Source organism: Mycobacterium sp. 852014-52144_SCH5372336, from assembly GCF_001665615.1.
Taxonomy (GTDB): domain Bacteria; phylum Actinomycetota; class Actinomycetes; order Mycobacteriales; family Mycobacteriaceae; genus Mycobacterium; species Mycobacterium neumannii_A.
In genome coordinates this window covers 218767-238459 of sequence record NZ_LZSW01000047.1, presented here as the reverse complement: position 1 = coordinate 238459, position 19693 = coordinate 218767, and the positions used below count along the sequence as shown (strand labels likewise).

Sequence of the window (19693 nt, the reverse complement as noted above, 5' to 3'; positions counted from 1 at the left end):
CCATGCCGGGAATCGCCGAACTCGCCTTGGGCGCAGCGCCACTCGCCGGCGGGGCCCTGCTCGGGATCGCCGCGGGCAACCTGCGCGGACCTGACTTCCGCGGAATGATCGCCAAAGACATGGACCTGCTCGAGCGCATACCCGACGACCAACCCGAACTCAAGGCGCGGCTGAAAGCCAGCATCGACCATCGCATCGAAGACATGATCAGCGCCGCTGAGCGCAGCCGCGACCTGCGGCTGGCGGCGATGTCCTATCGCGGCAGCTGGCGCGACATCGTGGTGTTTCTCTGCGCGATTCTATTCACCATCGTCTAGTGGAACGTCGACCACGACCGGACGAACTGGCTGCTGATGTTCATCGTGATGATCCTCGCGACGATTGTCGCCGGGATCTACGCCGCACGCGGTCTGCTGCGGTCGCTGCAGATGGTGCTGCGCGGACGTCGTAGACCTCAGTAGTGGTAGGTGTCCGACGGAGCCGGGATGTGCGCCGGATCGTCGACGTCGTCGAACTCCGAGACCTCGATGCCGTACGCGCGGGCCAGATCGAGGATCTTGTTCGCCCTGGCGATACGGGGCAGATCGGACCCGTTGCGGATCTCACCGCCGTCGCGTTCGAACTCGACGAAAAACTCTTTGGCCCAGGCGATTTCCTCGGGCGACGGGGAAAGCCCCTCGTTGACCGTGGTGCACTGCTCGGGTGTCAGGCAGATCTTGCCCGTCATACCGAATTCGACCGACACCGCCGTGGCCTCGCTGAGCTTGAGCGCACTCGAACCGACCGTCGGGCCGTCGATCGCGCTCGGGAGGTGGGCGGCCTTGGCAGCGATCGTGAACCGCGACCGCGCGTAAGCAAGGGTGGTCGGACTCTCGCCGAAGCCGGTGTCGCGCCGGAAGTCGCCGATGCCGAAGGCCAGCCGGAACGTGCCCTTGGCCGCGGCGATCGCGGTGATGCGTTCGAGCCCCCGGGCCGTCTCGACCAGCGCGACGATCGGCACCCCCGGTAGCCGAGTGGCCGTTTCGGTGACGTGGTCGACGGATTCGACCATCGCCAGCATCACCCCACCGACCGACGTTCTCGCGAGCGCGTCGAGGTCGTCGGCCCACCACGGCGTTCCGAAGCCGTTGACGCGCACCCAGTCGGTGTTGCCCTCGGTCAGCCAGCGGATGACGTTGTCGCGGGCGACGGTCTTGTCCTTCGGCGCGACCGCGTCCTCGATGTCCAGCACGACGATGTCGGCTCGGGACCGCACGGCAGGGGCGAACCGGTCGTACTGTGCGCCGTTCACCAGCAGCCAACTGCGGGCCAGCACCGGGTCGATACGCGAGCCGACGTCCTCGTGGTCCGCGTGAGCGCCGTGATCCTGAACGTCCATCGGATTATCGTCGCGTATCGCCCCGGAAGGTTGTGATCGGACCCGGTGGAATGCGCCTCAATTGGGCAGAGCGGATTCGAACAGCTCCTGCAGAGCGATCCAGTGCCGTTGGGCGGCCTCTTCGTCATACGGGGCGTTGTCGGGCACCGCGAAGCCGTGGCCGGCTGGATAGAACTCCACCGTATGGGTGACGTTCGCTGCGGTCAGAGCCTTGTCGAGGGTCTCGGCGTGCGCGTTCGTGAAGCCCTGGTCCTTCTTTGCGCCTGCGACATAGACGGTGGCCTTCATCCGGTCGGCGAGCAGGTGCGGGCTGGTGGGTTCGTCGGTGACCAGGCCACTGGCGTGGAACGATCCCGCCGCCGCGACCCGGTCGGGTACACGACCGGCCACGATGACCGAGGTCCGCCCGCCCATGCAGTAGCCGCAGACGCCGAATGCGTCGCCCTTGACCTCCGGCCGCGACTGCAGGAAGTCGAAGAACGCCGCGGCGTCGGAGGCCATCATGTCCGGGGTGATCGAGGAGATCATTCCGAACAGGCGTTTGCGCTGCTTCGGGTCGGTGAACGCGGTTTGCATGTCGAACGGCTCCCAGTCGCCGTGGCGGTAGTACACGTCGGGGAGCAGCACGGCGTGGCCGAAGCCCGCCAGCCGCGCGGCCATCTCCTGAAAGGTGTCGCGGACCCCGCCGGCGTCGACGTACATCACGACACCGGTCCACGGTCCGGGGCCGTTCGGGGTGTGCAGGGTCACGGGGCAGGTGCCGTCAGGAGTCGTGACGGTCGCGGAGATGCTCGGCATGGCCTCCGTTCTACTCGCCGGGTCTGGAAGTAAGCTGACCGACGTGCCGATCGCCACCCCGTACGAGGATCTTCTGCGGCTGGTGATGGAGCGCGGGACCCCCAAGTCGGACCGCACCGGTACCGGAACCCGCAGCGTGTTCGGCCACCAGATGCGCTACGACCTCGCGGCCGGCTTTCCCCTGATCACCACCAAGAAGGTGCACACCAAGTCGATCGTCTACGAGCTGCTGTGGTTCCTGCGCGGCGACTCGAACGTACGCTGGCTGCAGGAGCGCGGCGTCACCATCTGGGACGAATGGGCCTCTCCGACAGGGGATCTGGGCCCCGTGTACGGGGTGCAGTGGCGATCGTGGCCGACGCCGTCGGGCGAGCACATCGACCAGATCAGCGCCGCGCTGGAGCTGCTGAAGTCCGATCCCGACTCGCGCCGCAACATCGTCTCGGCCTGGAACGTCGGGGAGATTCCGCAGATGGCGTTGCCGCCGTGCCACGCGTTCTTCCAGTTCTACGTCGCCGACGGCAAACTGTCGTGCCAGCTGTATCAGCGCAGCGCCGATCTGTTCCTCGGGGTGCCGTTCAACATCGCCAGCTACGCGCTGCTGACCCACATGATGGCGGCGCAGACCGGGTTGGAGGTCGGCGAGTTCATTTGGACGGGCGGCGACTGCCACATCTACGACAATCACGTCGAGCAGGTGCAGTTGCAGCTCAGCCGCGATCCCCGGCCGTACCCTGAACTCGTTCTCGCGCCGCGCGATTCGATCTTCGACTACACCTACGACGACGTGGCCATCCTCAATTACGACCCGCATCCGGCGATCAAGGCCCCGGTTGCGGTCTAACGTCGGGCTCATCTGGGCGCAGTCGAGCTCTGGTGTCATCGGCCGCGGCGGTGGTATCCCGTGGCGCCTGCCCGAGGACCAGGCCCGATTCAAGGAACTGACGATGGGCCACACCGTCGTGATGGGCAGGTTGACGTGGGAGTCGCTGCCCGCCAGGGTCCGTCCGTTGCCCGGGCGTCGTAACGTGGTGCTCACCCACCGGCGCGACTATGCGGCCGAGGGGGCAGAGGTGGTGGCGTCGCTGGACGAGGCGTTGACCGATGACCCGGTCTGGGTGATCGGCGGCGCGCAGATCTACCTGGCAGCCCTGCAGGTCGCCACCCGCTGCGAGGTGACCGAGGTCGAGATCGACCTGCCGCGTCAGGACTCCGACGTGATGGCCCCGGTGCTCGACGAGTCGTGGATCGGTGCGGCGGGGGATTGGCTGACCAGCACCTCGGGATTGCGCTACCGCTTCTACAGCTACCGGCGGCGCTGACGCACTGTCGGTGGCGTCCGGCACGATGAAGTCGTGCCGACCAGACTCACGGCCGATCAGGCCCGCCGTGTCGCCGTCGCCGCGCAGGGCTTCGCCGAGCCGCGTCCGCGGGGCCCGGTCACGCGTGCACACCTGCGCAGGCTGATCTCTCGGATCCAGGTCCTGCAGCTGGACTCGGTGTCGGTGTCGGTGCGCGCCCACTACGCGCCGGTGTTCAGCCGGCTCGGCCCGTACGACCGCGATGTGCTCGATCGGGCGGCGTGGAGTCATTCGGTGCGCGCTCCTCGGATACTGGTCGAGTACTGGGCGCACGAGGCAGCGCTGATGGCCGTCGACGACTGGCCGCTGATGCGGTGGCGGATGCGCGAGTACACGCACGGCCGGTGGGGCAAGGAGATCGTCAAGAAGAACGCCAAGCTGGTTGACGACGTGGTCAGCGCCGTGACGGAGTTGGGCCCGTCGACCGCAGGCGAGATCGAGGCGTATCTGGGCGCCGAACAACGCGGCCGGAAGGGTCCGTGGTGGGACCGCAGCGACACGAAGTGGGTGACCGAGGCGTTGTTCGCCTCGGGGGTGCTGACGACGGCCACTCGGGTCGGATTCGCCCGGCACTACGACCTGTCGGAGCGGGTGCTGCCGCCGGAGGTGTTCACCCGTGAGGTCGATGAGGCGGACGCCGTCAGGGAGTTGGTGCTGAGGGCGTCGGGCGCTCTCGGGGTGGGCACCGAGCAGGACATCCGCGACTATTTCCGGTTGTCGCCGACGCAGGTGAAGCCTGCGATCGCGAAACTGGTCGCCGACGGCGAGCTGGAACCGGTGGAGGTCGACGGTTGGAAGGGACCGGCGTATCTGCGGGCGGGACAGATCATTCCGCGACGCGACCGCGGAACGGCGCTGCTGTGCCCCTTCGACCCGCTGATCTTCTTCCGGCCGCGGGTGGAGCGCTTGTTCGGCGGCTTCAGGTACCGCATCGAGATCTACACCCCGGCGCCGAAGCGGCAGTACGGCTACTACGTGTGGCCGTTTCTGGTCGACGGTGAACTGGTCGGAAGGGTGGACTTGAAGGCCGATCGGGCCGCGGGCGTCCTGCACGTTGTGGGTGCGTTCGCGGAGGAGGGCGCAGAGCGGTCGCGGGTAGCTCCGGTGTTGGCGGACGAACTGCGGACCATGGCGTCGTGGCTCGGGTTGTCAGACATCATGGTCGGCGCGAACGGGGACCTGGTCGACGACTTGCGCCGAGAGTCGGGTTGACACAACCCGACACCCGGCCGGAAACGACGCTCAGACGCAGTCCGCGCAGATCGTGCGGTCGCCTGACTGCAGTGCGAGCCGGCTGTGGTGCTGCACCAGGAAGCAACTCGAGCAGGTGAACTCGTCGGCCTGCTTCGGGATCACCCGGACCGTGAGCTCCTCACCGGACAGGTCCATATCGGGCAGGATGATCGGGTCGACCGCGTCGCCGTCATCGACGTCGAGAACTGCGATGTCAGCCTGACCGCGCCGGGCGGCGATCGCCTCGAGTGACTCATCGACAGCTTCGTCGGTTTCCTTCACACGGGGTGCGTCGTAATCGGTGGCCATTGGTCACCCTCCCTCTCTAGATCGGCGTTTGGGTAACACCGATTGAGAACGGATTTGTTCCCGGCCCGCGCGCGGTCGAAACCTGGATTCTTCGCTTGGTTCGCCGCCGAATGTGCGATCTGATCCGCTGCGACCGGCGAGTCGCGGATGAAACCGCACACTCGGTGGTCGGCTCGGCGCAATCTCGGCGCTCACGGGCATCACCGACGGCCCGCGTTAGGGTGAGCCGTGGCCGAGACCTCGCCGCTGCGCGTCCAGCTGATCGCCAAGACGGAGTTCACCGCGCCGCCGGAAGTGCCATGGGAAACCGACGCCGACGGCGGACCCGCGCTCGTCGAGTTCGCCGGCCGCGCGTGCTATCAGAGCTGGTCGAAGCCCAATCCGCGCACCGCCACCAACGCGGCCTACATTCGGCACATCATCGACGTCGGGCATTTCTCGGTGCTCGAGCACGCCTCCGTGTCGTTCTACATCACCGGCATTTCGCGGTCGTGCACACACGAGCTGATCCGTCACCGCCACTTCTCGTATTCGCAGCTCTCGCAGCGGTACGTTCCCGAGCACGACGCGCAGGTGGTGGTGCCGCCGGGCATCGAGGACGACCCCGAGTTGACCGAGATGTTCGCCGCCGCCGCCGACGCCAGCCGCGCCGCCTACACCGAGCTGCTCGAACGCCTCGAAGCCAAGTTCAGGGGCGACGAGCCCGGCGAGAAGCTCGGGGTGCTGCGCCGCAAGCAGGCGCGACAGGCCGCCCGTGCGGTGCTGCCCAACGCCACCGAGACCCGCATCGTCGTGACCGGCAACTACCGCGCGTGGCGGCATTTCATCGCGATGCGGGCCAGCGAGCACGCCGATGTCGAGATTCGTCGGCTGGCTATCGAGTGCCTGCGCCACCTGGTCGACGTCGCACCCCAGGTGTTCAGCGACTTCGAGATCTCCACGCTGTCCGACGGCACGGAGGTCGCCACATCCCCTCTGGCCACGGAAGCGTGACCATCAACGAGTAATCTGAGCCCCGTGAGCACCAGCGGAATCGATGTGAGGGCCCGGTTGGGCACCGTGCTGACCGCGATGGTGACTCCATTCAAGCCCGACGGCATGCTCGACACCCAAGCCGCGGCCCAGCTGGCGACACGACTCGTCGACGCCGGCTGTGACGGCCTGGTGCTGTCCGGCACCACCGGCGAGTCGCCTACCACGACCGATGCCGAGAAGATCGCACTGCTGCGGGCGGTGCTCGACGCCGTGGGTGACCGGGCGCGCATCATCGCCGGTGCGGGCACTTATGACACCGCGCACAGCGTGCATCTGGCCAAAGCGTGTGCGGCCGAGGGCGCACACGGGCTCCTGGTGGTGACGCCGTACTACTCGCGCCCGCCGCAGGCTGGGTTGCTGGCCCACTTCACCGCGGTGGCCGATGCGACGCCGCTCCCGGTGGTGCTCTACGACATCCCGCCGCGGTCGGTGGTGCCCATCCAGTGGGAGACGCTGCGCATGCTCGCCGAGCACCCCAACATCGTGGCCGTCAAGGACGCCAAGGGCGATCTGCACGGCGGCGGGCAGATCATCGCCGAGACCGGGCTGGCGTACTACTCCGGGGACGACGCGCTCAACCTGCCCTGGTTGGCCATGGGCGCCGTCGGATTCGTCAGCGTCTGGGGCCACCTGGCCGCCAGCCAGCTGCGAGATATGCTCTCGGCCTTCCAATCCGGCGATATCGCGACGGCCCGCAAGATCAACGTCACGCTGGGCCCGCTGGTCGACGCGCAGGCCCGGCTCGGTGGCGTGACGCTGTCGAAGGCGGGGCTGCGACTTCAGGGCTTCGACGCCGGTGACCCCCGGCTGCCGCAAGTACCGGCCACCCCCGCACAACTCGACGCGCTGGCCGCAGATATGCGGGCGGCCGCGGTGCTGCGGTAGTGAACGAAGAACTCAACCCACCGGGGCCACTGGCCCCAGGCGGACTTCGGGTCACTGCGCTGGGCGGGATCAGCGAAATCGGCCGCAACATGACCATATTCGAGCATCTGGGCCGGTTGCTGATCGTCGACTGCGGGGTCTTGTTCCCCACCCACGACGAGCCCGGCGTCGACCTGATCCTGCCCGACCTGCGCCTTATCGAGAACCGCCTCGACGAGGTGGAGGCGCTGGTACTGACCCACGCGCACGAGGACCACATCGGCGCGATCCCCTTCCTGCTCAAGCTTCGCCGCGACATCCCGGTGGTCGGTTCGAAGTTCACGCTCGCCCTGGTGGCCGAGAAGTGCCGCGAACACCGGATCAAACCCGTCTTCGTCGAAGTCGACGAGGGCCAGAGTTCCAGACACGGCGTGTTCGAGTGCGAATACTTCGGGGTCAACCACTCGATACCCGGCTGCCTGGCCATCGCGATCCACACCGGCGCCGGCACGGTGCTGCACACCGGCGACATCAAGCTCGATCAGTCTCCGCCCGACGGGAAGCCCACCGACCTGCCCGGTATGTCGCGGCTCGGCGATGCCGGGGTGGACCTGTTCCTGTGCGATTCAACCAATGCCGAGATTCCCGGGGTGGGGCCGTCAGAGAGCGAGATCGGCCCGAACATGCACCGGCTGATCCGCAGCGCCCAGGGCCGGGTCATCGTGGCCTGCTTCGCCTCCAATGTCGGTCGCGTACAGCAGATCATCGACGCCTCGGTGGCGCTTGGCCGCAAGGTGGCGTTCGTCGGCCGGTCGATGGTCCGCAATATGGGCATCGCCAAGGAACTCGGATACCTCACGCTGGAAAACGATGACGACATCATCGACATCGGCGCCGCGGAGATGATGGCGCCTGAACGCGTCGTACTCGTCACCACCGGCACACAGGGGGAGCCGATGGCGGCGCTGTCGCGGATGTCGCGCGGTGAACACCGCAGCATCACCTTGACCGCGGGCGACCTCATCATCATGTCGTCGTCGCAGATACCGGGCAACGAGGAAGCGATCTTCGGGGTGCTGGACGCGCTGGCGAAGATCGGCGCGCGTGTCGTCACGAATGCGCAAGTGCGGGTGCATGTTACCGGGCACGCCTACGCCGGTGAACTGCTGTTTCTCTACAACGGCGTGCGCCCGCGCAACGTGATGCCCGTGCACGGCACCTGGCGGATGTTGCGTGCCAACGCCGGTTTGGCCGCCCGCACAGGGGTTCCCGAGGACAACATCGTGCTGGCCGAGAACGGCGTGAGCGTCGACCTGGTGGCCGGACGGGCGTCGATCGCGGGCGCGGTGCCCACAGGCAAGATGTTCGTGGACGGGCTGGTCACCGGCGATGTGGGGGACGCCGTGGTCGGTCAACGGCTCACGCTCTCTTCAGGGTTCATCGGCATCACCGTCGTCGTCCAGCGCGGCACCGGTAAGCCCGCGGCGGCGCCGCACCTGCACTCCCGCGGCTTCTCCGAGGACCCGAAGGCTCTCGAGCCGGCCACCCGCCAAGTCGAAGAGGCACTCGAAGCGCTTGTGGCCGAACGGGTCACCGATATCAACCGCATCGCCCAAGCGTCGCGGCGCGCCGTCGGTAAATGGGTAGGGGAGGTCTACCGGCGCCAGCCGATGATCGTGCCGACGGTCATCGAGATCTGACTCGTCTCAGCGCACCCGTCCGACGATTGCAGGCGTAGCGCTTTGGACCAACCCGGGATTGCGGACTACCGGTGGCGGAGCGGGGGCGAATGTGGCCGTGAAGACGGTCGACGGAAGTTGGGGACGGATAGTGGCCTCCTCCGCGGGCGGAGACTGGCACTTCTCCAGGGCGGCGTTCCACACGCCGCCGGAATTGACGCAGCAGTGGTGGACGTGCTCGTCGAACTCCTCTTGAGTGAAACCTTGCCCGATTCCGGAATTCCAGCACTGGTCGTATGCGCCGATATCCCATTCGGGCACCGCGCTCGCATTGGTGGCAGTAGCGAGCGCGGCAAGGGCCGCGACGGCCGTGGCCGCGGTGGTGATGAGTGATCTCATGTTCGTTCCTTCGGTCGATTGCTGGGGGTGCTGAGTTGCGGTGCTGCTGAAAGAAAGGCTGCCGAATGCACCGCAGACCCGTAATGGCTCTGCCGCCAGAATCCATCGCCGAGTGAGGAAGAATTTCCTATCCGCCGGGTAAGTACCGGCGCGAGGCTAACGCTTGTTGACCGACCCCGCGTCGACGGGAAGCGCGACACCGGTGACGTAACGCGCCGCGTCGGAGACCAGCCACGCCACCGCGTTGGCGATGTCTTCGGGTTGCAACACCTGCACCGGAAGTGCGTTGCCCATGTCCTGCGGGCTCTTCTCCGCGATGCTGCCCAGCCACTGCCGCGTCGCTTCGTTATTGATCATCGGGGTGTCCACGCCGGCAGGATGCACCGAGTTGACCCGGATACTGTGCGGTGCAAGCAGATTGGCATACAGCCGCATCAACCCGACGATGCCGTGTTTGGCGGCGACGTAGCCAATGGCGCCAGGATCGTCGCTGCCCATTCCGACCAGGCCCACGACCGAACTGGTGAGCACGATCGAGCCGCCCTCGCCGGTGGCGATCAGCGCAGCCTTGGAGACCTCGACCGTGTGATGGACGCCGGTGAGGTTCACGTCGATCACATCGCGCCACCCGTCGGCGCCCGATTGCATCGGCGCGATACCGGCGTTGGCGACGACGATGTCGAGACGGCCGAACTCGTCGACACCGGCCTGCAACGCCGACGCCAGAGCATCCTGGTCGCGAACGTCGGCCTGCCGCGTCACTATTCGCGCGCCCGTGTCCTCGACGAGCTTCACGGTCTCGGCCAGATCGTCGGCCGTCGCCAATGGGTAGGGCACCGAGGCGATCTGGTCGCAGAGGTCGACGGCGATGATGTCGGCGCCCTCGGAGGCCAACTTCACCGCCTCCGCGCGGCCCTGCCCGCGCGCCGCACCCGTGATGAACGCGACTTTGCCTGCGAGCCCGGGCATCAGGACCGCAGCGCGCCCTTGCTCGGGTCGCCGGCGACAACCGGCTGCAGCATCTTGATGTCCGGCGCCCCGTCGAGGTGCTCGCCCACCGCGCCGAACAGCTCACCGATGGCCGGAGCGGTGCTGTGCGTCTTGAGGGCATCCTCGTCGGCCCACTGCTCGACGAACACGAAGGTGCCGTTGGCCTCGTGCAGCGCGTAGAGCTCGCAGCCGGGCTCCTGGTGGACCGCCTCGATGGCCTTCTTACAGGCAGCCCGCACCGTGTCAACGGATTCGGGTTTGGCGGTCATGGTGGCGACGACTACGACAGGCATTTGCGGCGTGACTCCTCGGTGAGTGCTGCTGGACGAGTGCACAGCCTACCCAGCGACACCTGCGACGTTCAGACCACGTCGATCCAGATCGTGAACGCCACGGCAAGCACCGCGACGAGAACGAGCCCGACGGTGTCCCCGATACCGATCCGCGGGGCCTCGGTGCGGTGGATGCGCAACTCCCGCGCCAGGAGGAACAACGGGAACGTCACGCTGATCGCGATGAGGAACGAGGCGATGACGTAGATCCAGACGAAGCGGATGCCGTGCTTGCGTGCCTCGAACACCATGAAGATCACCGCAGCGAGCAGAAACAGGGTGATGTCGGCGGTGATGGATCGCGACGCCGGGTTGACCTTGGTTTCTTCCCAGAACACGCGGAGGAAGTCTGCCCCACGGTCGAGGTAGGCCAGGTTCTGGCTCCAGGTGGCGATCAGCGCGACGACCGCGATGCTGCCGTACGCAGCGCACAGCACTTTGGTGGTGGTCGGCAGGCCCGCCGACGTGTTGGTTTCGGTCATTTCCGCACGGTAAGTCGCAAAAGCGTGTCAATCGATACGAACCTGTTACCCGTGTGGCAGATGGTGATTCTGGGGCTGAAGCGACTAGGCTTACAGGCATGCCTAGTAAGACCGCCGCGCGCTCTGGAACCCGTTCCACCAGGTCGAAACAGAGTGCGCGCTCCGGTGGCCGGGCCGCGCCGCGCCGCAAGCCGGCGCCGCGAAAGACCACGTCACCGCGTCGGACGTCGTCACCCATTTCGTCGGCCGGTGCCGCGGTGGGCCGCGGTGTGCGGGCGGGTTGGCTGATGGTGGCCAAAGGCGCGGGCACCACCGCGCGTTCGGTGGGTCGGGCCCGCGACCTGGAAGCCGGTCATCGGCGTGACGGCATCGCCCTGGCGCTGCTGGGCCTGGCGGTGATCATCGCGGCGAGTTCGTGGTTCGGCGCCGCCGGTCCGGTGGGGGACTGGCTCGACACGTTCTGGCGGACGCTGATCGGCGCGGCCGTCGTACTCGTTCCCATCGCCCTGGCCGCAGTCGGTGTGACGCTGATGCGCACTGAACCGGATCCGGACGCCAGGCCGAGGCTGATCCTGGGTTCGGTGATGATCGCGCTGCCCGCGCTCGGGTTGTGGCATCTGTGGGCCGGTTCGCCGCAGGATCCGGCGGCACGTCGACATGCCTCGGGCTTCTTCGGGTTCGCGATCGGCGGTCCTCTCTCCGATGGGCTGACCGCCTGGATCGCCGCCCCGCTGTTGTTCATCGGTGTGTTGTTCGGCGTATTGCTGGTGACCGGCACGACGATTCGCGAAGTGCCCTCGACCGTGCGCTCCATGTTCTCCGCCCGCGGCTACGACGAATACGACTACGACGAGTACGACGACGAGGACACCGCCGTCATATCCGAGTCCGACGATTTCTCCGACGGCTACTACGACGATTCATTCCCACCCGGCGACCCGAACGCCTACGACGCCGAACAGGCTTGGCCGACCGGCACGCCGATGGAGAACTACCCGCTCTCCGACGAAGCGCCGACGATTCCCGAACCGACCGCCAAGACGCGTAAGAAGAAGCAAAAGCAGTCGACGATGACGCTGGACCGCGTGGTCGACGGACCGTACGCGCTACCGTCGCTCGAACTTCTGATCGCCGGCGATCCTCCGAAACGGCGGAGCGCGGGCAATGATCGGATGATCGAGGCGATCACTGAGGTGCTCGACCAGTTCAAGGTCAACGCATCGGTCACCGGATGCACTCGCGGCCCGACCGTCACCCGGTACGAGGTCGAGCTCGGTCCGGGCGTCAAGGTCGAGAAGATCACTGCGCTGCAACGCAATATCGCCTATGCGGTCGCGACCGAGAGTGTCCGGATGCTGGCGCCGATCCCGGGCAAGAGTGCGGTCGGTATCGAGGTTCCCAACGTGGACCGCGAGATGGTCCGCCTGGCCGACGTGCTCACCGATCCGAGTACCCGTGGTGATCACCACCCGCTCGTCATCGGTTTGGGCAAAGACATTGAGGGCGAGTACATCTCGGCGAACCTCGCCAAGATGCCGCATCTGCTGGTCGCCGGCTCGACCGGTTCCGGTAAGTCGAGCTTCGTGAACTCGATGCTGGTGTCGCTGCTGGTGCGGGCCACGCCGGAAGAGGTCAGGATGATCCTGATCGACCCGAAGATGGTGGAACTGACTCCCTACGAGGGCATTCCGCACCTCGTTACGCCAATCATCACCCAGCCGAAGAAGGCCGCCGCCGCGTTGGCGTGGCTGGTGGAGGAGATGGAGCAGCGCTATCAGGACATGCAGGCCTCACGCGTGCGCCATATCGACGACTTCAACAAGAAGGTGCGCTCCGGCGAGATCACCACGCCGCTCGGCAGTCAGCGTGAGTACAAGCCCTACCCGTATATCGTCGCGATCGTCGACGAGTTGGCCGACCTCATGATGACCGCCCCGCGCGATGTCGAGGATGCGATCGTGCGCATCACCCAGAAGGCTCGCGCGGCAGGCATTCACCTGGTGCTGGCCACGCAGCGGCCGTCGGTGGACGTCGTCACCGGCCTGATCAAGACCAACGTGCCGTCACGGTTGGCGTTCGCCACGTCGTCGTTGACCGACAGCCGCGTCATCCTCGACCAGCAGGGCGCCGAGAAGCTGATTGGCATGGGTGACGGGTTGTTCCTGCCGATGGGGGCCAACAAGCCGATCCGTCTGCAGGGCGCGTTCATCACCGACGACGAGATCCACGCCGTCGTGGAAGCGACCAAGTCGCAGGCCGAACCGGAGTACACCGAGGGCGTCACCAACGCCAAGACCAACAGCGAGCGCACCGACGTCGACCCCGACATCGGCGACGACATGGACGTCTTCCTGCAGGCGGTCGAGTTGGTGGTGTCGAGCCAGTTCGGGTCGACGTCGATGTTGCAGCGCAAACTGCGCGTCGGCTTCGCCAAGGCGGGCCGGTTGATGGATCTGATGGAGACCCGCAACATCGTCGGGCCGAGCGAGGGTTCCAAGGCCCGTGAGGTTCTCGTCAAACCCGACGAATTGGCGGCGACGCTCGCGTCGATCCGCGGCGCCGACACCCCAGAAGACGACGAGTGATTTGTGCACCGTTAGGAGCGCTCAGCGCAACAAAGTGTGCACAAATCGCTAAAGGGTCAACAGCATTCGCGTGTTGCCGAGGATGTTCGGCTTGACGTAGGACAGGTCGAGGAACTCGGCGACACCGGTGTCGTACGAGCGGCACATCTCTTCGAAGACCTCGGCGGTGACGGGTGTGCCGTCGATCTCGCGAAACCCGTGCCTGCTGAAGAACTCGACTTCGAAGGTGAGCACGAAGATCCGCTCGAGGCGCAACTCACGCGCAACGTCGAGCAGTCTGTCGACGATCGCGTGCCCGACACCTTGGCCCCTGACCTTGGGATGCACGGCGACGGTGCGCACCTCTCCGAGGTCGGACCACAACACGTGTAGCGCGCCGCAGCCGAGCAGCTCGCCGCCCAGTTCGGCGACCCAGAATTCCTGAACGGCCTCATAGAGCGTCACCAGATTCTTCTCCAGCAGGATCTTGCCGGAGTAGATGTCGACCAAGGTTTTGATGGCGGGGACATCCGAGGTTCGCGCACGCCGTACGACGACCTCGCCGGATTCTGCGCTCACAGGTGGAGAGTATCGGTTCGAGCAACCGATATTCTGTTGCGGTGTCGGGCCAACCCCATACTGATCCGCTGGTCCCGCGCGCCCGTGTAGCGAACATCGCGAATGTGCTCACCGGCGTGCGGATGGCGTTGGTTCCGGTTTTCCTGGTGGTGCTGTTCGTCGGCGACGGGCATGAAACATTCTGGCGGATAGCCGCATTCGTCGTGTTCACCGTCGCGGTGATCACCGACCGGTTCGACGGGGCACTGGCGCGCAACTACGGCATGGTGACCGAGTTCGGGACACTGGCCGACCCCATCGCGGACAAAGCCCTCATCGGCGCTGCACTGATCGGGCTTTCGCTATTGGGCGACCTGCCGTGGTGGATCACGGTGGTGATCCTGACCCGGGAGATCGGCATCACGGTATTGCGGTTCGCGGTGTTGCGTCACGGCGTGATCCCGGCCAGCCGCGGCGGCAAGCTCAAGACCCTCGTCCAAGGGGTGGCGATCGGGCTGTTCGTGCTGCCGTTGTCGGGTGCGTGGCTGGCCGCGGCGTGGGTGGTCATGTGCGCGGCGGTCATCCTGACGGTCGTCACAGGGGTCGATTACGTCGTGACGGCCATCAAGGACTCCCGTGGACGACCCGCTGGTCAGTGACGACGCCCGCGCGCTTGTCGCCGACCTCACCGTGCGCGGGCAGACGGTCGCGACCGCCGAATCGCTGACCGCAGGCCTGCTGGCGGCCACACTGGCCGGCGTGCCGGGGGCGAGCGCGGTGCTACGCGGCGGCCTGGTCACCTATGTAGAGGACACCAAGATCTCGCTGGCCGGGGTGACACGCCAGATGCTCGACGAGGTAGGACCCGTCGCAGCGCCGACCGCTCGCGCACTCGCCGCGGGCGCCCGACAGCGCTGCGAGGCGACCTGGGGGGTGGGTCTCACCGGTGTCGCCGGACCCGAGCCCCATGGCGGCCACCCCGTCGGGACGGTGTTCCTCGGCATCGCCGGGCCGGTCGAGGCCGACGTCGTCGAGTTGCGGCTGGACGGATCGCGCTGGGACATCCGCCGCGCCGCGGTCCGGGAGGCCGTCGTGCACCTGCGGTCGGCCCTCACTCGACAGTGATCTGCGCCATCCGGGAACCAACAGGCCCACGCTCAGCGTTGCCCTATTGGATCCCCAGACACTGACTCCGAAGGGAGAGCACGATGACGGCATTGCTGCGCGAGGTGATCGGCGACGTGCTGCGTCGTGCCCGCGTCGACCAGGGACGCACCCTGCGCGAAGTGTCCGACACCGCCCGGGTCAGCCTGGGCTACCTCTCCGAGGTCGAACGCGGCCGCAAGGAAGCTTCGAGCGAATTGCTCAGCGCGATCTGCGGTGCCCTCGACGTTCCGCTGTCCCAGGTGCTCTTCGACGCCGGTCAGGAGATGGAGCGTGAGGAGAGTGCCGCCTTCGCCGGTGCCGCCAACATCGACGCCACCACCAAGGTGGTCATCCCGCAGGTCGTGTCGATGGCGGTCGCCTGACGCGCTGAGCCGACCACGACCGACTGTGGTGATACGCGCTGACCCGATAGATTGGGCAGCACGGGAAGCCGGGCCGGCGAGTCCGACACAACGACACGAAGGCGGAGTGAACTGACATGGCCAATCCGTTCGTCAAGGCGTGGAAGTACCTCATGGCGCTGTTCAGCTCCAAGGTGGACGAATACGCCGACCCGAAAGTGCAGATTCAGCAGGCCATCGAGGAAGCCCAGCGCCAGCACCAGGCCCTGACCCAGCAGGCCGCCCAGGTGATCGGCAACCAGCGCCAGCTGGAGATGCGCCTCAACCGCCAGCTCGCCGACATCGAGAAGTTGCAGGTCAACGTGCGGCAGGCGTTGACGCTGGCCGATCAGGCCGTCGCCAACGGTGACGCCGCCAAGGCCACCGAGTACAACAACGCCGCCGAAGCGTTCGCGGCGCAGTTGGTGACCGCAGAGCAGAGCGTCGAGGATCTCAAGACCCTGCACGACCAGGCGCTCAACGCGGCCGGCCAGGCCAAGAAGGCCGTCGAGCAGAACGCGATGATGCTGCAGCAGAAGATCTCCGAACGCACCAAGCTGCTGTCTCAGCTCGAGCAGGCCAAGATGCAGGAGCAGGTCAGCTCGTCGCTGCGCTCGATGAGCGAGTTGGCCGCCCCGGGCACCACGCCCAGCCTCGACGAGGTGCGCCAGAAGATCGAGCGCCGGTATGCCAACGCCATGGGCGAGGCCGAGTTGGCGCAGAACTCGGTGCAGGGCCGGATGTTGGAGGTCGAGCAGGCCAGCGTGCAGATGGCCGGGCATTCCCGGCTGGAGCAGATCCGCGCCTCGATGCGCGGTGAGCAGTTGCCCGCCGGCGGTAACGCCGCGCCGCAGCCCGCGACCCCGGCGACCAATCCGCAGCAGGCGACACCGGAAAATCCGCTGTCTCAATAGTTCGTGAGGACACCAGTGAGTTCGCAGAGGAGTCGACCCGAGCCGTTGCGCTCGCTGGTGCAACGGGGTGTCCAGACCGGCATCGACACGGCCGCCGAGTGGTCCGATGTCCTGGCCGACAAGCTGAACGCCGCCGCCGACCCGCGCGCCAAGCTGCTCCGCAAGCGGCGCTGGGCGCTGCGGCTCACCGTGTTCTTCACGATTTCCTGCGTGTTCTGGATCGGCGTGACCGGCGTCGTGGCCGCATGGGATGTTCCCGCATGGGCGCTGCTCATCCCGTCGCCGATCGCCGTCGGCGCTGCTTTCTTGGCCACGTTGACGTTCTTGCGGTACCGCTGGCTGCGCCGCGAGCCGCTGCCGTCTCCGCGGTCTCGCGCCACCCGCAGGCTTCCACCGTGGGGATCGGCAGCCCGCCAGCCGATGGCGGCGTTGGCCACCTCCGAGCGTGGATTCTTCTCGCTGCTCGGGGTCCTGGAGCGGGGCCGGATGCTGCCGCCGGATGAACTGCGCGAGCTGGCCGCCGCGGCGAACCAGACCGCGACGACCATGGCAGCCACCGCGAACGAAGTGATGTCGATGGAACGGGCGGTCCGCGCGACGCCGCAGTCGCGCGCCCACCTGGTGCCCACTATTCAGGCGTTCACGGCGCAACTCGATCACGGGGCACGGCAGTACGGCGAAATGGTCAACGCCGCAGCGCAACTGGTGTCGGCGGCGAACGCCGGTCCGACGTCGACCTCACCGATGTGGCAACAGCGTTACCGCGACGAGCTGTCCAACGCCACCGATCGGCTGGTCGGCTGGGCCGAGGCGTTCAACGAACTCGGCCACGTCCGCGGGGCGTAGTCGGACGACGATCAAGCGGCGAGGTACGAGCCGCGATGTGGGGCCCCACGCGAAGCGTAGGGGAAAGTCCGACGCGACGGGCGTAGTCACATCGTGGGGCGCAGCGCCGGGAACACCGCCGCGACCAGACCGCGCACCGTCGCCTTGAGGAAGTCCAGAGTGTCAAAGTAGTCGCGCCACAACGTGATTCGACCGGCGTGCACCTCGAACGTTCCGCACACCCAGAATTGCAGGCGCACCGGTCCGAACACCAGCGCGTCGGTGCGTTCGGTGAGCACGGAGCTGCCGTCGGCGGCGATGCGGTGAATTTTCACCTCGAAGCCGAACCGGCCCTGACCGCGACGCATCAGGCCGATGATGCGCCGGCGGCCGCGGATCGTGGGGTAGCCGACGTTGTGCCATTCGACGTGGTCGGCGAGCAGGCCGTCGGCGGTGTCGAAATCCTCGTCCTGCAGGGCGTAGAGGAACGTCTCCACCGCCCGGATGTTGTCGACGTCGGTTTTCAGTTCAGAAGCCTGGTCGGTCATGGGCGCAAGCCTAGTGCCGCGCAGGTGTGGCAGGGTAGCCCAATGCGCGTCGCGGTCGTTGCCGGACCGGATCCGGGACATGCCTTTCCAGCACTCGCATTGTGCCTTCGTTTCCTGGCCAACGGGGATACGCCGACACTGCTGACCGGGACGGAATGGCTGGACACGGCCCGCGACGCCGGGGTGAACGCCGCCGAACTCCTCGGCCTGGATCCGGTGGACACCGACGACGACGCCGCCGCCGGCGCGAAGGTCCACCAGCGCGGCGCCCGGATGGCCGTGCTCAACGCGCCGCAGATGCGTCAGCTCGCGCCGGACCTCGTGATCTCCGACGCCATCACCACGGCGGGCGGGTTCTGCGCTGAACTGCTCGGGCTGCCGTGGGTCGAGTTGAATCCGCATCCGCTGTACCGGCCGTCCAAGGGCCTCCCGCCGATCGGGAGCGGGCTGGCGCCCGGCGTCGGTGTCCGCGGCCGGTTGCGCGACGCGATCCTGCGCGCCCTCTCGGAGCGGTCGTGGCGGCAGGGCATTCGCCAGCGCGCGGCTGTCCGTGTGCAAATCGGGCTGCCCGCTGACGATCCCGGCCCGCGCCGACGGTTGATCGCCACGCTGCCCGCGCTGGAGGTGCAGCGGCCGGACTGGCCCGCCGAAGCCGTGGTGGTGGGTCCGCTGCACTTCGAGCCGACGAAGGCGACGCTGGACATCCCGCCGGGTGACGGACCCGTCGTGGTCGTCGCACCCTCCACTGCCACCACCGGGGAACGCGGCCTTGCCGAGGTCGCGTTGGAGACCTTGACGCCGGGGGAGACGTTGCCACCGGGATCGCGGGTCGTGGTGTCGCGACTGGGCGGCTCGGAGGTGGCTGTGCCGCCGTGGGCGGTGGTCGGGCTGGGAAGACAGGACGAACTGTTGTCGCACGCCGACCTGGTGATCTGCGGAGGCGGCCACGGCATGGTGGCCAAGACCCTGCTGGCCGGAGTTCCGATGGTGGTGGTCCCCGGCGGAGGCGACCAATGGGAGATCGCGAATCGTGTTGTGCGGCAGGGGAGTGCGCAGCTGGTGCGTCCTCTCGCCGCGGATTTGCTCGCGCAGGCGGTGCGGGAGGTGTTGGACACACCCTGCTACCGGGAGGCGGCGCGACGAGCGGGGGCGACGGTCGCCGACGTCGAAGATCCGGTACAGGTGTGCCATGAAGCGCTGGCCGCGTCGGCGTAGTTTGGGCTCGTGCGGTTGACGGAATTTCATCAGCTCGTCGAGGAACAGTTCGGATCGGTGCGTGGCGCGTCGCTGCTCGTCGACCACGTGCTCAGCGGGTTCGACGGGCGCACGGCAGCACAGGCCATCGAGGACGGCGTGGAACCGCGGGATGTCTGGCGCGCGCTGTGCTCGGACTTCGACGTCCCGCGTGATCAGTGGTGAATCGCTAGCGTTTGTCTTCGGCGCGACCGGTGCCCACGGTGTGTGACGGGCCCACCCGATCGTTGCCGCGGTCGGACTCCGGCATCTGTGAAGCCGGTTGTTCGTCAGCGGGAGAGGCCGTCGCACCGCCCCCGGTCTCGCTCGGCGACGGCGCCTTGCTCGCTGCATCCGTCGCCGGTTTCACAGCGCCCGCGGTTCGTTCGCCGCCGTCGTCTCCCGGGCCTTCCGGCTTGGCCGACGTCTGCCGACCCGCGTACGGGGGGACCTCGGGTTCGACGTCCTTGGGCGGCTCGTTGGTGAATCCCGTCTCGAAGTCCGGCTTTCCACCGTCGTCGTGTTCGGGGACGGATTCGTCACCTTGATATGTGCCCGACGGGCGGTCCACCGGCCCGCCCGATGGTTCATCGGATCCGGTTCCGCGCTGTCCCCGTTCCTCCGACTCTGTCATGACAATCACT

At 67.0% G+C, this 19693-nt stretch carries 24 protein-coding genes and 1 pseudogene; 15 read left to right on the top strand and 10 right to left on the bottom strand.

Annotation, left to right across the window (positions count from 1 at the left end; translation table 11 throughout):
- Positions 1-2: 2 nt before the first annotated feature.
- Positions 3-461: pseudogene (locus tag A5759_RS11845) on the top strand (hypothetical protein).
- On the opposite strand, the gene A5759_RS11840 reads toward A5759_RS11845, so the two are convergent.
- The gene (locus tag A5759_RS11840) at positions 455-1378 is read right to left on the bottom strand and encodes a CoA ester lyase (RefSeq protein WP_068197663.1); all 924 of its coding nucleotides are present in this window, start codon (positions 1376-1378) and stop codon (positions 455-457) included. The pseudogene A5759_RS11845 and the gene A5759_RS11840 sit on opposite strands and share 7 nt — an antisense overlap.
- Before the next feature lie 57 nt (positions 1379-1435).
- Complete coding sequence (locus A5759_RS11835; protein WP_068197660.1) at positions 1436-2176, bottom strand: dienelactone hydrolase family protein; 741 nt, start codon at positions 2174-2176, stop codon at positions 1436-1438.
- A gap of 43 nt (positions 2177-2219) precedes the next feature.
- Between A5759_RS11835 and A5759_RS11830 the strand changes: the two genes are divergently transcribed.
- From A5759_RS11830 to A5759_RS11820, 3 genes are read left to right on the top strand one after another with little or no spacing between them, the layout of a single operon-like run.
- On the top strand, positions 2220-3020 hold the full coding sequence (locus A5759_RS11830; protein WP_068198288.1) for a thymidylate synthase: 801 nt from the start codon (positions 2220-2222) through the stop codon (positions 3018-3020).
- On the top strand, positions 3010-3498 hold the full coding sequence (locus A5759_RS11825; RefSeq protein ID WP_068197657.1) for a dihydrofolate reductase: 489 nt from the start codon (positions 3010-3012) through the stop codon (positions 3496-3498). The genes A5759_RS11830 and A5759_RS11825 overlap by 11 nt, the downstream gene beginning before the upstream one ends.
- Positions 3499-3531: 33 nt before the next feature.
- Positions 3532-4749: a winged helix-turn-helix domain-containing protein gene (locus A5759_RS11820; RefSeq protein ID WP_068197654.1), complete on the top strand. Its 1218-nt coding sequence runs from the start codon at positions 3532-3534 to the stop codon at positions 4747-4749.
- A 30-nt stretch (positions 4750-4779) separates the two neighbouring features.
- On the opposite strand, the gene A5759_RS11815 is transcribed toward A5759_RS11820, so the two are convergent.
- Positions 4780-5079, bottom strand: a complete 300-nt coding sequence (locus tag A5759_RS11815; protein WP_066841475.1) for a DUF4193 domain-containing protein — start codon at positions 5077-5079, stop codon at positions 4780-4782.
- Positions 5080-5307: 228 nt separating this feature from the next.
- Between A5759_RS11815 and thyX the strand changes: the two genes are divergently transcribed.
- The 3 genes from thyX to A5759_RS11800 are packed head-to-tail and all read left to right on the top strand — an operon-like array spanning position 5308 to position 8678.
- The gene (thyX, locus tag A5759_RS11810; RefSeq protein ID WP_068197650.1) at positions 5308-6072 is read left to right on the top strand and encodes an FAD-dependent thymidylate synthase; all 765 of its coding nucleotides are present in this window, start codon (positions 5308-5310) and stop codon (positions 6070-6072) included.
- A gap of 24 nt (positions 6073-6096) precedes the next feature.
- Positions 6097-6999 (top strand): 4-hydroxy-tetrahydrodipicolinate synthase, encoded by a 903-nt coding sequence (gene dapA / locus A5759_RS11805; RefSeq protein WP_068197646.1) that lies wholly within the window; start codon positions 6097-6099, stop codon positions 6997-6999.
- Positions 6999-8678, top strand: a complete 1680-nt coding sequence (locus tag A5759_RS11800; protein ID WP_068197643.1) for a ribonuclease J — start codon at positions 6999-7001, stop codon at positions 8676-8678. The genes dapA and A5759_RS11800 overlap by 1 nt, the downstream gene beginning before the upstream one ends.
- Positions 8679-8684: 6 nt before the next feature.
- Here A5759_RS11800 and A5759_RS11795 read toward each other — a convergent pair whose 3' ends face one another.
- From A5759_RS11795 to A5759_RS11780, 4 genes are all read right to left on the bottom strand, one after another.
- Positions 8685-9056, bottom strand: a complete 372-nt coding sequence (locus A5759_RS11795) for a hypothetical protein (RefSeq protein ID WP_068197640.1) — start codon at positions 9054-9056, stop codon at positions 8685-8687.
- A 156-nt stretch (positions 9057-9212) separates the two neighbouring features.
- Positions 9213-10025 carry a mycofactocin-coupled SDR family oxidoreductase gene (locus A5759_RS11790; RefSeq protein WP_068197637.1) on the bottom strand — a complete coding sequence of 271 codons (813 nt, stop codon included), beginning with the start codon at positions 10023-10025 and terminating at the stop codon, positions 9213-9215.
- Positions 10025-10339, bottom strand: a complete 315-nt coding sequence (locus A5759_RS11785) for a putative quinol monooxygenase (protein WP_068197634.1) — start codon at positions 10337-10339, stop codon at positions 10025-10027. The genes A5759_RS11790 and A5759_RS11785 overlap by 1 nt, the downstream gene beginning before the upstream one ends.
- A gap of 68 nt (positions 10340-10407) precedes the next feature.
- Positions 10408-10860, bottom strand: a complete 453-nt coding sequence (locus tag A5759_RS11780) for a DUF2834 domain-containing protein (protein WP_068197631.1) — start codon at positions 10858-10860, stop codon at positions 10408-10410.
- A 98-nt stretch (positions 10861-10958) separates the two neighbouring features.
- Here A5759_RS11780 and A5759_RS11775 point away from each other — a divergent pair, with 98 nt between their 5' ends.
- Positions 10959-13445 carry a DNA translocase FtsK gene (locus tag A5759_RS11775; protein ID WP_082962086.1) on the top strand — a complete coding sequence of 829 codons (2487 nt, stop codon included), beginning with the start codon at positions 10959-10961 and terminating at the stop codon, positions 13443-13445.
- A gap of 48 nt (positions 13446-13493) precedes the next feature.
- Here A5759_RS11775 and A5759_RS11770 read toward each other — a convergent pair whose 3' ends face one another.
- Positions 13494-14003 (bottom strand): amino-acid N-acetyltransferase, encoded by a 510-nt coding sequence (locus A5759_RS11770; protein WP_068197628.1) that lies wholly within the window; start codon positions 14001-14003, stop codon positions 13494-13496.
- Positions 14004-14044: 41 nt separating this feature from the next.
- Here A5759_RS11770 and pgsA point away from each other — a divergent pair, with 41 nt between their 5' ends.
- From pgsA to A5759_RS11745, 5 genes are all read left to right on the top strand, one after another.
- Positions 14045-14641, top strand: a complete 597-nt coding sequence (gene pgsA, locus A5759_RS11765; protein ID WP_064426048.1) for a CDP-diacylglycerol--glycerol-3-phosphate 3-phosphatidyltransferase — start codon at positions 14045-14047, stop codon at positions 14639-14641.
- On the top strand, positions 14619-15107 hold the full coding sequence (locus tag A5759_RS11760; RefSeq protein ID WP_068197626.1) for a CinA family protein: 489 nt from the start codon (positions 14619-14621) through the stop codon (positions 15105-15107). Before pgsA ends, A5759_RS11760 begins: the two co-directional genes overlap by 23 nt.
- Positions 15108-15190: 83 nt before the next feature.
- Positions 15191-15511 (top strand): transcriptional regulator ClgR, encoded by a 321-nt coding sequence (clgR, locus tag A5759_RS11755; RefSeq protein WP_064395243.1) that lies wholly within the window; start codon positions 15191-15193, stop codon positions 15509-15511.
- Positions 15512-15627: 116 nt separating this feature from the next.
- Positions 15628-16443, top strand: coding sequence for a phage shock protein PspA (pspA, locus tag A5759_RS11750; RefSeq protein ID WP_064426046.1), 816 nt, complete (start codon positions 15628-15630; stop codon positions 16441-16443).
- 15 nt (positions 16444-16458) lie between these two features.
- On the top strand, positions 16459-17289 hold the full coding sequence (locus A5759_RS11745) for a hypothetical protein (RefSeq protein WP_068197623.1): 831 nt from the start codon (positions 16459-16461) through the stop codon (positions 17287-17289).
- An 86-nt stretch (positions 17290-17375) separates the two neighbouring features.
- On the opposite strand, the gene A5759_RS11740 is transcribed toward A5759_RS11745, so the two are convergent.
- On the bottom strand, positions 17376-17816 hold the full coding sequence (locus A5759_RS11740; protein WP_068197615.1) for a limonene-1,2-epoxide hydrolase family protein: 441 nt from the start codon (positions 17814-17816) through the stop codon (positions 17376-17378).
- Positions 17817-17858: 42 nt separating this feature from the next.
- Between A5759_RS11740 and A5759_RS11735 the strand changes: the two genes are divergently transcribed.
- On the top strand, positions 17859-19031 hold the full coding sequence (locus tag A5759_RS11735) for a glycosyltransferase (protein ID WP_068197612.1): 1173 nt from the start codon (positions 17859-17861) through the stop codon (positions 19029-19031).
- 9 nt (positions 19032-19040) lie between these two features.
- The gene (locus A5759_RS11730; protein ID WP_068197610.1) at positions 19041-19235 is read left to right on the top strand and encodes a DUF3046 domain-containing protein; all 195 of its coding nucleotides are present in this window, start codon (positions 19041-19043) and stop codon (positions 19233-19235) included.
- A 4-nt stretch (positions 19236-19239) separates the two neighbouring features.
- Here A5759_RS11730 and A5759_RS11725 read toward each other — a convergent pair whose 3' ends face one another.
- Positions 19240-19683 carry a hypothetical protein gene (locus A5759_RS11725; RefSeq protein ID WP_068198282.1) on the bottom strand — a complete coding sequence of 148 codons (444 nt, stop codon included), beginning with the start codon at positions 19681-19683 and terminating at the stop codon, positions 19240-19242.
- Between the last annotated feature and the right edge of the window lie 10 nt (positions 19684-19693).

Coding starts and splice junctions, on each gene's coding strand:
- A5759_RS11840 (WP_068197663.1), bottom strand. CDS start 1,378: ATGGACGTTCAGGATCACGGCGCTCACGCGGACCACGAGGACGTCGGC.
- A5759_RS11835 (WP_068197660.1), bottom strand. CDS start 2,176: ATGCCGAGCATCTCCGCGACCGTCACGACTCCTGACGGCACCTGCCCC.
- A5759_RS11815 (WP_066841475.1), bottom strand. CDS start 5,079: ATGGCCACCGATTACGACGCACCCCGTGTGAAGGAAACCGACGAAGCT.
- A5759_RS11795 (WP_068197640.1), bottom strand. CDS start 9,056: ATGAGATCACTCATCACCACCGCGGCCACGGCCGTCGCGGCCCTTGCC.
- A5759_RS11790 (WP_068197637.1), bottom strand. CDS start 10,025: ATGCCCGGGCTCGCAGGCAAAGTCGCGTTCATCACGGGTGCGGCGCGC.
- A5759_RS11785 (WP_068197634.1), bottom strand. CDS start 10,339: ATGCCTGTCGTAGTCGTCGCCACCATGACCGCCAAACCCGAATCCGTT.
- A5759_RS11780 (WP_068197631.1), bottom strand. CDS start 10,860: ATGACCGAAACCAACACGTCGGCGGGCCTGCCGACCACCACCAAAGTG.
- A5759_RS11775 (WP_082962086.1), top strand. CDS start 10,959: ATGCCTAGTAAGACCGCCGCGCGCTCTGGAACCCGTTCCACCAGGTCG.
- clgR (WP_064395243.1), top strand. CDS start 15,191: ATGACGGCATTGCTGCGCGAGGTGATCGGCGACGTGCTGCGTCGTGCC.
- pspA (WP_064426046.1), top strand. CDS start 15,628: ATGGCCAATCCGTTCGTCAAGGCGTGGAAGTACCTCATGGCGCTGTTC.
- A5759_RS11740 (WP_068197615.1), bottom strand. CDS start 17,816: ATGACCGACCAGGCTTCTGAACTGAAAACCGACGTCGACAACATCCGG.
- A5759_RS11735 (WP_068197612.1), top strand. CDS start 17,859: ATGCGCGTCGCGGTCGTTGCCGGACCGGATCCGGGACATGCCTTTCCA.
- A5759_RS11725 (WP_068198282.1), bottom strand. CDS start 19,683: ATGACAGAGTCGGAGGAACGGGGACAGCGCGGAACCGGATCCGATGAA.